This is a genomic window from Anaerostipes sp., assembly GCF_018381315.1.
GTDB lineage: Bacteria > Bacillota > Clostridia > Lachnospirales > Lachnospiraceae > Anaerostipes.
In genome coordinates, this window is record NZ_JAGZSD010000016.1 from 51,352 (window position 1) to 65,307 (window position 13,956).

Consider the following 13,956-nt stretch of genomic DNA (forward strand, 5'->3'; position numbering starts at 1 on the left):
GAGACTGCATGAGTAAATATATCAACCTTTTGAATGAAGAAGTAAAAGAAAAGATTGAAGCCTATATTATTGAAAACGGGCTGAAACCTTATGATTCTCTGCCTTCTGAGCGTAAGCTGGCAGAAATGTTTCAGGTGAACCGGCTGACGGTCCGTTCTGCTTTAAAAAGACTCCGCTATGAGCATCATATCGTTACCCGGCATGGAAAGGGTAATTTTATTGCCCCGCCAAAAATAGATGATGATACGGAAAAGTTTTGCTCTTTTACCGACGGATGGAGCGCAGACGGGTTTAAGACCTCCAGCAAGGTTATATTTTTTGACAGAAAAGAAGCCTCCTTATCTGTCAGCAGCCATCTTGGAATTTCTCTGGGGGAAAAGGTTTACTGCCTTGGTCGGGTGCGTTATCTGGAGGACGAACCATTTCTTGTGGAAACCTCCTTCATTCCCGAAAAGTACTGTCCGGGCCTGGAACAATATAATTTTGCTGTTCAGTCTTTGTATGATACTCTGATCAATATTTATCATTTGAATTTGAAACGGATTGATGAGACGATTACGATTACTACTCTGACAAATGATGAAAGCCATTATCTGAAGGCTGAGGAAAATGATATTGGATTTTGCATAAAATCCACCACTTATGATGAAGAAAAGATTATAGAATATTGTATTACAATTAACCGGGCCGACCGGTATATGATGGTGAGTACACTGGGAAATGGGGAAAATTAGTCTTTACTTTCGTCTCCTTATATAAGTCTTTTTGCCTGCTTGATAGCTTTGTATAGGTTTCAATCAAAAATCCTTGTAATATCTTGAAATCGATTAACCACCCGGTATATCTCTACATGCTCAACCCCTATCTTATAGATAATTACATAGTTATCGCAAACCGCATATTTATAATCCGATCGAAAGCTGACCCGTTTTGAAAGATCTGAACCTATTCCTGGGAATCTCTGAATATTCTCAAACTTTCCATATAACTCTTTCAATGTCTTTGCTGCATATTTTTCGCTGTCCTCTGCAATATAATTACGAATACATTTTATGTCAGCTGCTACCAGAGGGTTAATCCGTAACTCTAACATAGGTTATTCCTCCATATGAGATTTTAACTCTGCAAGACTCATCCAACCTTCTCCGTTTCTTACTGCTTCTTCTGCCTCCTGCAGCTTCATTAACAATTTTTTCTCTGCGCGGTCACGCTCGTAATCCTCAATATCCATTACGACAAAGCGGCCCCTTCCATTTTTCGTAAGAAATACTGGTTCTCCGGCCTGACAATTTTTTAATACTTCATTATAATTCCTTAAATCAGACACTGGTAAAATATTAGCCATATCAAAACTCCTTCCTGATATATTTTTGTTGGTTATTTACTCTCTATTATATGCGGAAGTGCTGTATAATTCAACGTAAAAAGGCTCCTAGGAAAAACCTAGAAGCCTTAATTATGCTGTATTATTTATAATTATTCAATAATTGTAGCAACTCTTCCTGAACCAACTGTACGTCCACCTTCACGGATAGCGAAAGATAATCCCTGAGCCATAGCGATTGGGTGAATCAGTTCGATTGTCATTTCTACGTTGTCACCAGGCATGCACATTTCAACACCTTCCGGTAATTCAACAACACCTGTTACGTCAGTTGTTCTGAAGTAGAACTGAGGACGGTATTTGTTGAAGAAAGGAGTATGACGTCCACCTTCATCTTTTGTTAAAACGTATACCTGAGCTGTAAACTTAGTATGGCATGTGATAGAACCTGGTTTACAAAGAACCTGTCCTCTTTCGATTTCTTCTCTCTGAACACCACGGAGAAGAGCACCGATGTTGTCACCAGCCTGAGCTTCGTCAAGAAGTTTACGGAACATTTCGATACCAGTTACGACAACTTTTCTTGTCTCTTCTTTGATACCAACGATTTCAACTTCTTCAGATACGTGAAGAACACCGCTTTCAACTCTACCAGTTGCAACAGTACCACGTCCTGTGATAGAGAATACATCCTCTACTGGCATAAGGAAAGGTTTGTCTGTGTCACGCTGTGGGTCTGGAATCCAGCTGTCAACTGCAGCCATAAGTTCCATGATCTTGTCTCCCCACTCGCTGTTAGGATCTTCAAGAGCTTTTAAAGCAGATCCCTGGATAACTGGAGTGTCATCACCTGGGAATTCATACTCGCTTAATAACTCACGGATTTCCATTTCTACTAATTCTAATAACTCTTCATCGTCTACCATGTCACATTTGTTCATGAATACTACGATATAAGGTACACCTACCTGACGAGAAAGCAGGATATGCTCTTTTGTCTGAGCCATAACACCGTCAGTTGCAGCTACAACAAGGATAGCTCCGTCCATCTGAGCAGCACCAGTGATCATGTTCTTTACATAATCGGCATGGCCTGGGCAGTCAACGTGTGCGTAGTGGCGGTTGTCTGTTTCATATTCTACGTGAGCTGTGGAGATTGTGATTCCACGTTCTCTTTCTTCCGGAGCTTTATCGATATTTTCGAAATCAACGGCTGCGTTTCCTTCTACTCTGGCACTTAATGTCTTTGTGATAGCAGCTGTTAAAGTAGTTTTACCATGATCGACGTGACCAATGGTACCAATGTTACAATGAGGTTTGGTTCTCTCAAACTTTTCTTTAGCCATTTTAAATGTCCTCCTTATTAGCCCTTTGGGCAAATAGATAAATTATTATTTACTACCGGGTCGACGAATCACCTTACCAAAGGCCGTCCTACCCTTGATTATATTTCATTTCTTTGAAGAATTCAAGCATATTTTTTATCAAAAAAACCTGCTTATTTTGTTTTGTCCGCGATGATTTTTTCCTGTACGCTCTTCGGTACCGGCTCGTAGCTGTTGAAGAACATAGAGTAGTTTCCACGGCCCTGTGTTCTGGAACGCAGGTCTGTTGAGTATCCGAACATTTCTGCAAGAGGAACGAAAGCTCTGATGATCTTTCCGCCTCCAACATCGTCCATACCCTCGATACGTCCGCGGCGTGAGTTAATATCACCGATAACATCTCCCATGTAATCCTCAGGAGTTGTTACTTCGACTCTCATGATCGGCTCTAAGATGATAGCTCCGGCTTTCTGCATTGCTTCTTTGAATGCCATGGAACCGGCGATCTTAAACGCCATCTCTGAGGAATCGACATCATGGTAAGATCCGTCGTATACAGTAGCTTTTACACCAAGTACCGGGAATCCTCCAAGGATACCGCACTGAGCAGCTTCTTCGATACCAGCTCCGACTGCCGGGATATATTCCTTCGGAATGTTACCGCCGACAACAGTGGATTCAAACTTGAACAGTTCTTCACCATTGGCATCCATTGGCTCAAAGTGTACTTTACAGTGTCCGTACTGACCGCGTCCACCAGACTGTTTTGCATACTTGCTGTCAACATCCACCTCTTTGGTGAAGGACTCTTTGTAAGCAACCTGAGGAGCACCTACATTTGCTTCTACTTTGAACTCACGGAGCAGACGGTCTACGATGATTTCCAGGTGAAGTTCACCCATTCCGGAAATAATAGTCTGTCCTGTTTCTTCATCAGTATGAGCTTTGAAGGTCGGGTCTTCTTCTGCAAGCTTTGCAAGTGCTTCTGACATCTTGCCCTGACCTGCTTTTGTCTTAGGCTCGATCGCTACGTCGATAACCGGCTCTGGGAATTCCATGGATTCCAGGATTACCGGGCTCTTCTCGTCACAGATCGTATCACCTGTTGCTGTAATCTTGAATCCTACAGCAGCGGCAATGTCACCAGCGTAAACCTTGTCTAATTCTTCCCGCTTGTTGGCATGCATCTGAAGGATACGTCCAACACGCTCTTTTTTCTGCTTTGTAGCATTTAATACGTAAGAACCTGAATTCATTGTTCCGGAGTAAACACGGAAGAAAGCAAGCTTTCCAACGAATGGGTCTGTCATGATCTTAAATGCAAGTGCTGCGAAAGGTTCATCATCAGATGAATGTCTCTCGATTTCATTTCCGTCTTCATCCACACCCTTGATGGCAGCGATATCTGTCGGTGCCGGCATGAATTCAAGAACTGCGTCCAGCAGCTTCTGAACACCTTTGTTGCGGTAAGCAGTACCACAGCAGATCGGAACTGCTGTACATTCGCATGTTCCTTTTCTAAGTGCTGCTTTTAATGCTTCTACAGATGGTTCTTCCCCTTCCAGGTATTCCATCATCAGATCATCATCTAACTCACAGATCTGCTCTACTAACTGAGTATGGTAAAGCTCTGCGTCGTCTTTCATATCTGCAGGGATATCTGTGATTGAAATGTCTTCTCCCTTATCATCGTTGTAGATGTAAGCTTTCATTTCAAACAGGTCAATGATTCCCTGGAAATCATCTTCTTTGCCGATTGGCAGCTGAATTACAACTGCATTGGCACCGAGACGGTCTTTGATCTGTTCTACAGATCCGTAGAAATCTGCACCTAAGATATCCATCTTATTGATGAATGCCATTCTCGGTACATCGTAGGTGTCTGCCTGACGCCATACGTTCTCAGACTGCGGTTCTACTCCGCCTTTTGCATCAAATACTCCGATCGCACCGTCAAGTACACGCAGTGAACGTTCTACTTCCACTGTGAAGTCAACGTGTCCCGGTGTATCAATGATGTTGATACGGTGTTCTAATGCTCCGTCTTTCGGTTTGCAGTTTTCCTGGAGAGTCCAGTGACATGTTGTCGCTGCAGAAGTGATCGTGATACCTCTTTCCTGTTCCTGCTCCATCCAGTCCATGGTAGCAGTTCCCTCATGAGTATCACCGATCTTATAATTAACACCAGTATAATAGAGGATACGCTCTGTCAAAGTGGTTTTTCCAGCATCGATATGAGCCATGATTCCAATATTTCTGGTTCTCTCTAATGGATATTCTCTTCCAGCCAAGATCTTTTCCTCCTATTGTTTTTCGGATAAAGCGGTAGGCCCCGCACACCAGATTAGAATCTGTAGTGTGCGAATGCTTTGTTTGCTTCTGCCATTTTGTGCATGTCTTCTTTTTTCTTTACAGATGCTCCGGTATTGTTGGATGCATCAAAGATTTCGTTTGCAAGCCTTTCTTCCATGGTCTTTTCTCCTCTTTTACGAGAGTATAAAGTCAACCAACGGAGTGCAAGGGCCTGTCTTCTGTCCGGACGTACATCGATCGGCACCTGGTAGGTAGCTCCACCGATACGTCTGGCCTTTACTTCCAGCACAGGCATAATGTTGTTCATTGCCTCTTCAAATACTTCAAGGGCAGGCTTTCCAGCTTTTTCTTCAATACGGTTAAATGCACCGTATACGATCTTCTGGGCAACTCCTTTTTTACCGTCTAACATGATGTTGTTGATCAGTTTGGTCACAACTTTGTTATTGTAAATAGGATCCGCCAAAACATCTCTTTTCGCAATATGTCCTTTACGTGGCACGTTTCTTCCCTCCTTAATAATTGCCAACGGCAGAAATTCTATACCTTTTGGGCTCGCCGCCGGCCTTAATTCATCGGTACTCATTCATCCTTGCGCAGCTACCGGCTTTCCGCCGGCCTTCAAGCGCTCAATGCCTGATCGTGCCAGAATTTATATCTATCTCCTGTACTACAGGGAAAACATTCATTTCCGGCACAACTATACAAGGTAGCGTAATCTTACGCTGCTTTGTACCAATTTAGTTTCATTTGATTATTTCTTCGGTCTCTTAGCTCCGTATTTGGAACGAGCCTGCATTCTGTTTGCAACACCTGCTGTATCAAGTGTTCCACGAACGATATGGTAACGAGTACCTGGTAAGTCCTTTACACGACCACCACGAATCAGAACAACACTATGTTCCTGTAAGTTATGTCCCTCACCCGGGATATAGCTTGTTACTTCGATACCGTTAGAAAGACGTACTCTGGCAATCTTACGAAGAGCAGAGTTAGGCTTTTTAGGAGTCGCAGTTTTAACAGCTGTACAAACACCTCTCTTCTGAGGAGAGCTTGTGTTTACAGATTTCTTCTTTAAAGAGTTAAAACTTTTCTGAAGAGCTGGTGCTGTAGACTTCTTAGTAGATGTCTTTCTCCCTTTTCTAACTAATTGGTTAAAAGTTGGCATTAATTTTCACCTCCATGCATGTTTTCTGCTGTAGTTACTTATGATCTGTTGTTGCACATAGATATCTACGCGCATTTTTTAATTATAAATGTGCAAAAATCGTTTGTCAAGGGGATTTCCGAACATTTTATAGCACAAACCCCGCCCACTGAATAAATCCAGGGGCGGGATCTGTTATAACTCTACTCGAAATCGATTTCGTCTTCGAGTGTCAGTTCTTCTTCTTCTGTGTTAATCTTGACATTGCGGTACCGTTTCATTCCGGTTCCTGCAGGGATCAGCTTACCAAGGATAACATTTTCCTTCAATCCTACAAGCGGGTCAACTTTTCCTTTGATTGCCGCATCGGTAAGGACTTTTGTTGTCTCCTGGAAGGATGCTGCTGATAAGAAGGAGTCTGTGGCAAGAGAGGCCTTGGTGATACCAAGGATAATCTGTTCAGCCTTTGCAGTCTCTAAATTTCTTTCTTCCAGCTCCCTGTTTGTCTTTTCAAATTCCAGCACGTCGATCATGGCACCAGGCAGATACTCGCTGTCACCGCCTTCTTCAATGCGGACTTTCTTCAGCATCTGGCGCACGATAACTTCCACGTGCTTATCGTTGATGTCTACACCCTGCAGACGGTATACTCTCTGCACCTCGCGGATCATATAATCCTGAACAGCACGGATACCCTTGATCTTTAAGATATCATGCGGGTTGACGGAACCTTCTGTCAGCTCATCTCCGGCTTCCACTTCCTGACCTTCCAGGACTTTCAGTCTGGAACCGTACGGGATCAGATAAGCCTTCATATCTCCGGTCTCTTTGTTGGTAATGACAACTTCACGTTTCTTCTTTGTATCCTTAATCTGCACTTTTCCTGCAAACTCAGAGATAATGGCAAGACCTTTCGGCTTTCTTGCCTCGAAAAGCTCTTCGATACGTGGAAGACCCTGTGTGATATCATCACCGGCAACTCCTCCGGCATGGAACGTACGCATGGTCAGCTGTGTACCAGGCTCACCGATGGACTGGGCAGCGATAATACCGACTGCTTCTCCTACCTGTACAGCCTGGCCGGTCGCCATGTTGGAACCATAGCATTTCGCACAGCATCCTACCTGTGACTGACATGTCAGCATTGTCCTGATCTTGACTTTTGTAAGTCCGGAATCGATCACTGTTTTTGCTCTTCTAGGAGTAATCATGTGATTTGATTTTACAAGGACCTCTCCTGTCTCAGGATGTCTGATCTCTTCTGCCGCATAGCGTCCTGTGATTCGGTCCTGGAGACTTTCGATCACTTCCTGTCCGTCCATGAATGCTTCTACATACATACCCGGAATCTGTCCGTCCGGATCCAGTCCGCAGTCTGCTTCCCTGATAATAAGATCCTGGGAAACGTCTACAAGACGTCTTGTCAGGTATCCTGAATCGGCGGTTCTGAGGGCCGTATCGGAAAGTCCTTTTCTCGCACCGTGGGCAGAGATAAAGTACTCCAATACATCCAGTCCTTCACGGAAGTTTGACTTGATCGGCAGTTCGATGGTACGTCCTGACGTATCGGCCATCAGTCCACGCATTCCTGCCAGCTGTTTGATCTGCTGGTTGGAACCACGGGCTCCGGAATCGGCCATCATGAAGATGTTGTTGTATTTATCTAATCCTGTAATCAGCTTGTCGGTAAGAACATCATCGGCGTCAAACCATGTCTTGACAACCGCTTTGTAACGTTCTTCCTCTGTCATAAGTCCGCGCTTAAACTGGTTATTAATAAATTCGGACTGATCCTGTGCTCCTGCAAGAATTTCTTTCTTTTCTTCCGGCACGGTCATGTCAGAGATGGATACTGTCAGGGCACCTCTTGTGGAATACTTGTATCCAAGGGCCTTGATGTCATCCAGCACTTCTGCAGTCTTTGTAGCACCATGAATATTGATACATTTGTCAAGGATCTGTTTTAACTGTTTCTTTCCTACATGGAAATCAATCTCTAAATTCAGGGCATTTTCCGGATCAGAGCGGTCTACAAAACCTAAGTCCTGCATAATGATCTCGTTGAATAAAATTCTTCCGAGAGTACATTCTACAACCTTGGAAATCTCATTTCCGTCCTTGTCAATCTTTGTACGCCTTACATGAATCCTTGCATGCAGTGTGATTACTTTATTCTCATAGGCAAGGAATGCCTCATTTTCTGACTTGAAGTATTTTCCTTCTCCCTTGTCTCCCTCTTTTTCCAGAGTCAGATAATAAATACCAAGGACCATATCCTGTGAAGGAACGGCTACCGGGCCTCCGTCAGAAGGTTTCAGCAGGTTGTTCGGTGACAGCAAAAGGAAGCGGCACTCTGCCTGTGCTTCCACAGAAAGCGGAAGATGAACAGCCATCTGGTCACCGTCAAAGTCGGCATTGTAAGCAGTACATACCAAAGGATGCAGCTTGATCGCCTTACCTTCTACAAGGATCGGCTCGAACGCCTGGATACCAAGTCTGTGCAGTGTCGGTGCACGGTTCAGCATAACCGGATGTTCTTTAATGACATCTTCCAGCACATCCCACACTTCCGGCTGAAGCTTTTCCACCATCTTCTTGGCAGATTTAATATTATGGGAAAGTTTTCTTTCCACCAGTTCTTTCATTACAAATGGTTTAAACAGCTCAATCGCCATCTCTTTCGGAAGACCGCACTGGTAAATCTTCAGTTCCGGTCCTACGACGATAACGGAACGTCCTGAGTAGTCAACACGTTTTCCGAGCAGGTTCTGGCGGAAACGTCCCTGTTTACCTTTCAGCATATCGGAAAGGGATTTCAGTGCACGGTTACCCGGTCCTGTTACCGGACGTCCGCGCCGTCCGTTGTCAATCAGCGCATCCACGGCTTCCTGAAGCATTCGTTTTTCATTTCTTACGATGATATCCGGAGCTCCAAGTTCCAGAAGACGTTTCAAACGGTTGTTCCGGTTGATAATTCTTCTGTATAAGTCATTTAAGTCGGAGGTTGCAAAACGTCCTCCGTCCAGCTGTACCATCGGACGGATATCCGGAGGAATGACCGGCACTACGTCCAGAATCATCCATTCCGGGTTATTCTCAGAATTTAAGAATGCTTCTACCACTTCCAGGCGTTTTACGATTCTGGCCCTTTTCTGTCCTGTGGCTGTCTTAAATTCATCTTTCAGGGATTTCGCTTCTGCCGGAAGATCGATGGCTTCCAGCAGTTCCTTGATAGATTCAGCGCCCATTCCCACACGGAATGAACTGCCGTATTTGTCATAAGCGTCCCTGTATTCTTTTTCTGTCAGAACCTGTTTGTATGCCAGGTCTGTCTCCCCTGCATCCAATACGATATAGCAGGCAAAATATAATACTTTCTCAAGGCTCCTCGGTGAGATATCCAAGATCAGTCCCATACGGCTTGGAATTCCTTTGAAATACCAAATATGGGAGACCGGAGCCGCAAGTTCGATGTGTCCCATGCGTTCACGGCGCACATTGGCCTTTGTTACCTCAACACCGCATCGGTCACAGACAACACCTTTATATCTGATTTTTTTATATTTACCGCAATGACATTCCCAGTCCTTGCTCGGCCCGAAGATCTTCTCACAGAAAAGTCCGTCCTTTTCAGGCTTCAAGGTACGATAGTTGATGGTTTCAGGTTTTTTTACTTCTCCCCTGGACCACTCACGGATCTTTTCCGGGGAAGCCAACCCGATCTTAATTGCATCAAAGGCAATTTTATGATTTGCATATTCGTTGCTTGATCCTATCATTAAGGCTGCTCCTTCCTTCTAACTGCACTTCTATGAAATAGTCGTGTCTTCGCCATCTTCAAAGTTCCCTTCTTTAAATCCTAAAGCACCCAGGGAATCTTCGCTTTCTTCATAATTATTAAATACGCTGTCGCCTTCAATCATCGGTTTCAGGTCCTGATTGCTTTCAGCCAGGTCCACATTTTCCTTGATCTCTACTTCCTGCGCATTTTCATCGAGTACCTTGACGTCTAATGCCAGAGACTGGAATTCTTTCAGCAATACCTTAAAGGATTCCGGAATTCCCGGCTCAGGAATGTTGTCACCTTTGATGATCGCCTCATACGTCTTCACACGTCCGATCACGTCATCGGACTTCACTGTCAGGATTTCCTGCAGAGTATAGGATGCCCCATATGCCTCCAGGGCCCAAACTTCCATCTCTCCGAAACGCTGTCCTCCGAACTGTGCCTTACCTCCCAGCGGCTGCTGTGTAACCAGAGAATATGGTCCTGTAGAACGGGCATGGATCTTGTCATCAACCAGGTGGTGGAGTTTCAGGTAATGCATGAATCCGATTGTAACCGGGCTGTCAAACTCTTCTCCGGTACGTCCGTCTCTGAGCTTCACTTTTCCGGTGCTGTCGATCGGCACGCCTTCCCAGTCTTTTCTGTGGTCCTTGTTTTCTCTCAGATAATCCACCACGCTTGCGTCAACACGCTCTGACCATTTAGCTTCAAATTCTTCCCAGCTGGTATTGGCAAAATCATTGGCCATTTCCAGTGTAGTTGCAATATCATTTTCATCGGCTCCGTTAAATACCGGAGTCGCAACATTAAATCCTAATACTTTGGCTGCAAGGGACAGATGGATTTCCAATACCTGCCCGATATTCATACGTGAAGGCACACCCAATGGGTTCAGCACGATGTCCAGCGGACGTCCGTTCGGAAGGTACGGCATATCTTCTACCGGAAGAATACGGGAAATTACACCCTTGTTACCGTGACGGCCGGCCATCTTATCTCCCACAGAAATCTTTCTCTTCTGTGCAATATAGACACGGACCGTTTTATTTACTCCAGGAGGCAGTTCGTCTCCGTTTTCCCTTGTAAAAATCTTTGTATCCATAACGACACCGTAAGCCCCGTGCGGAACTCTCAGTGAAGTATCTCTTACTTCTCTTGCTTTCTCACCAAAGATGGCGCGGAGCAGACGCTCCTCTGCTGTCAGTTCTGTCTCTCCCTTAGGAGTTACTTTTCCGACCAGAATATCACCTGCGCGTACTTCCGCTCCGATGCGGATAATACCGTTTTCATCCAGGTCTTTTAATACATCTTCGCTTAAGCCTGCCAGATCTCTTGTAATCTCTTCTTGTCCAAGTTTGGTATCACGGGCCTCAGCCTCGTACTCTTCGATATGGACAGAGGTGTACACATCTTCCTGTACCAGACGCTCGCTTAACAGAACCGCATCCTCGTAGTTATAACCTTCCCAGGTCATAAATCCGATCAGAGGATTTTTACCAAGTGCCATTTCTCCGCTTTTGGTAGAAGCACCGTCTGCCAGGATATCATCCTTTTTGACATGATCCCCTTCAAAAACAATCGGGCGCTGGTTCATACAGTTCCCCTGGTTGCTCCTTGCAAACTTAATGACATTGTAGATGTCCTTGCCGCCGTCAGAGTCTCTGCGCACTACAATCCTTGTGCTGGTGGATTTCTCTACCACTCCGTCGTTCTTCGCAACGATGCAGACACCTGAATCAAAGGCTGCCTTGGATTCCATACCTGTTCCCACGACCGGTGCCTCTGTAGAAAGAAGCGGTACAGCCTGACGCTGCATGTTGGATCCCATCAGGGCACGGTTTGCATCGTCATTTTCCAGGAACGGGATCATAGATGTAGCTACAGAGAATACCATCTTAGGCGATACATCCATCAGGTCCAGGTTTGCTTTATCAAATTCTGAAGTATCTTCACGGAAACGTCCGGTTACATGGGCATGGACGAAATGTCCTTCCTCATCTAACGGCTCATTGGCCTGTGCCACGACGAAGTTATCTTCTTCATCAGCAGTAAGGTAAACAACCTCATCTGTAGCAACCGGGTTTTCCGGATCTGTTTTATCCAATATACGGTATGGAGCTTCAATAAATCCATACTCGTTGATCCTTGCATAAGTAGCCAGGGAGTTAATCAGACCGATGTTCGGACCTTCCGGGGTCTCGATCGGACACATTCTTCCGTAATGGGAGTAATGCACATCCCGGACCTCAAATCCGGCACGGTCTCTGGATAAACCTCCCGGTCCCAATGCAGACAGACGGCGCTTATGGGTCAGCTCAGACAGCGGATTGTTGTGATCCATGAACTGAGACAGCTGAGAACTTCCAAAGAATTCCTTAACCGCTGCAGTTACCGGTTTAATATTGATCAGAGACTGCGGTGTAATGGTTTCGATATCCTGTGTTGTCATTCTTTCGCGCACAACTCTTTCCAGACGGGAAAGCCCAATCCGGTACTGGTTCTGCAGAAGTTCTCCGACTGCTCTGATTCTTCGGTTTCCTAAATGGTCAATGTCATCATGGTTTCCAATACCGTACTCCAGATGCATGTTATAGTTAATGGAAGCTAAAATATCTTCCTTTGTAATGTGTTTTGGAATGAGGTCGTGAATGTTCTTTTTGACAGCATTCTTTAACTCATCCCCGCTCAAACCTTCTGCCAGGATTTTTTCCAGTACAGGGTAGAAAACATTCTCGTGGATACCAAGTTCTTCCGGATCAAAATCTACATATTCAGCCATGTTTACGGTCATATTAGACAGTACTTTGGTATTGCCTAATTCGGTCTGAATCAGCACACTCTGAACGGCAGCGTTCTGGATCTGGTCAGCCAGTTCCAGTGTTACTTCTGTCCCGGCCTGGGCAAGGATCTCCCCTGTAGAAGTGTCAATCACGTCTTCCGCCAGCATATGGCCTGTGATGCGGTTTCTGAATGCCAGCTTCTTATTAAACTTATAGCGTCCTACTTTTGCCAGGTCATAACGTCTCGGGTCAAAGAACATGCTGTTGATCAGGCTCTCAGCACTGTCCACAGACAGAGGCTCTCCCGGACGGATTTTTTTGTATAACTCTAATAAACCATCTTCATAATTATCAGATGGGTCCTTTTCCATACTTGCAAGGATCTTCGGCTCTTCCCCGAATAATTCCTTGATTTCTGCATTAGTACCGATACCGAGGGCACGGATCAATACGGTAATCGGCACCTTCCTTGTACGGTCCACACGTACATTGAAGACATCGTTGGAGTCTGTCTCGTACTCAAGCCACGCTCCGCGGTTTGGAATTACTGTAGCAGAATACAGCTCTTTACCGATCTTGTCATGCGCAATTCCATAGTAGATACCAGGAGAACGAACCAGCTGGCTGACAATGACACGCTCCGCTCCGTTGATCACGAAAGTTCCTGTGTCAGTCATCAAAGGTAAGTCGCCCATAAAAATATCATGCTGTTTGATTTCATCCGTTTCCTTATTATGAAGTCTTACTTTCACCTTCATCGGAGCGGCATATGTGGCATCCCTCTCCTTACACTCTTCAATGGAATATTTGATATCGTCTCTGCACAGCTTAAAATCGATAAATTCCAGGCTAAGCTGGTCGCTGTAATCCCCAATCGGAGAAATGTCCTCAAATACCTCTTTGAGTCCTTCCCCCAAGAACCAGTTGTAAGAGTCCTTCTGGATTTCAATAAGGTTCGGTACTTCCAAGACGTCATCTTGTCTCGCATAACTCATCCTTATGCTCGTACCCGATTTCATTGGTTGAATTCTGTTTTTTTCCATGGACGTGTTCACCTCTTGATTTCTACATGGTTTATATACTACTCATTGTGCGAATCTCTCACAATTTAAATAACGAAAAAAAGGCTTGGCTATGGGCATACAATCCCATACTAAAGCATCGCCTAATAATACCACAGTGTCTATACTATGTCAAGAACAATTTTCAATAGACGCAAAAAGAATCGGACTGGCAGAGCCAGCCGATTCTTTCATGAAGTTTTCTTACATTAGATATTG

The 13,956-nt window shown here is 44.8% G+C and carries 9 protein-coding genes; 1 reads left to right on the plus strand and 8 read right to left on the minus strand.

What is annotated here, in order from left to right:
- The first annotated feature begins 8 nt into the window (after nt 1-8).
- Nucleotides 9-734, plus strand: a complete 726-nt coding sequence (locus tag KH180_RS12175) for a GntR family transcriptional regulator (RefSeq protein ID WP_290760730.1) — start codon at nt 9-11, stop codon at nt 732-734.
- A gap of 59 nt (nt 735-793) precedes the next feature.
- Here the strand turns inward: KH180_RS12175 and KH180_RS12180 are convergent, their stop codons facing one another.
- The 8 genes from KH180_RS12180 to rpoB all read right to left on the minus strand — a co-directional run bounded on the left by KH180_RS12180 (nt 794) and on the right by rpoB (nt 13,719).
- The gene (locus tag KH180_RS12180) at nt 794-1,093 is read right to left on the minus strand and encodes a type II toxin-antitoxin system RelE/ParE family toxin (RefSeq protein WP_290760732.1); all 300 of its coding nucleotides are present in this window, start codon (nt 1,091-1,093) and stop codon (nt 794-796) included.
- 3 nt (nt 1,094-1,096) lie between these two features.
- On the minus strand, nt 1,097-1,345 hold the full coding sequence (locus tag KH180_RS12185) for a type II toxin-antitoxin system prevent-host-death family antitoxin (protein ID WP_290760734.1): 249 nt from the start codon (nt 1,343-1,345) through the stop codon (nt 1,097-1,099).
- A 131-nt stretch (nt 1,346-1,476) separates the two neighbouring features.
- Nucleotides 1,477-2,670 (minus strand): elongation factor Tu, encoded by a 1,194-nt coding sequence (gene tuf, locus KH180_RS12190; RefSeq protein ID WP_290760735.1) that lies wholly within the window; start codon nt 2,668-2,670, stop codon nt 1,477-1,479.
- A 152-nt stretch (nt 2,671-2,822) separates the two neighbouring features.
- Nucleotides 2,823-4,940, minus strand: coding sequence for an elongation factor G (fusA, locus tag KH180_RS12195; RefSeq protein ID WP_290760737.1), 2,118 nt, complete (start codon nt 4,938-4,940; stop codon nt 2,823-2,825).
- Between the two features lie 53 nt (nt 4,941-4,993).
- Nucleotides 4,994-5,464 carry a 30S ribosomal protein S7 gene (rpsG, locus tag KH180_RS12200; RefSeq protein WP_024729154.1) on the minus strand — a complete coding sequence of 157 codons (471 nt, stop codon included), beginning with the start codon at nt 5,462-5,464 and terminating at the stop codon, nt 4,994-4,996.
- A gap of 252 nt (nt 5,465-5,716) precedes the next feature.
- Nucleotides 5,717-6,130: a 30S ribosomal protein S12 gene (gene rpsL / locus KH180_RS12205; RefSeq protein WP_137330060.1), complete on the minus strand. Its 414-nt coding sequence runs from the start codon at nt 6,128-6,130 to the stop codon at nt 5,717-5,719.
- A 182-nt stretch (nt 6,131-6,312) separates the two neighbouring features.
- Complete coding sequence (rpoC, locus tag KH180_RS12210; protein ID WP_290760741.1) at nt 6,313-9,888, minus strand: DNA-directed RNA polymerase subunit beta'; 3,576 nt, start codon at nt 9,886-9,888, stop codon at nt 6,313-6,315.
- A gap of 30 nt (nt 9,889-9,918) precedes the next feature.
- A complete protein-coding gene (gene rpoB, locus KH180_RS12215) occupies nt 9,919-13,719 on the minus strand; it encodes a DNA-directed RNA polymerase subunit beta (RefSeq protein ID WP_290760743.1) in 3,801 nt (1,266 codons plus the stop codon).
- Nucleotides 13,720-13,956 lie beyond the last annotated feature (237 nt).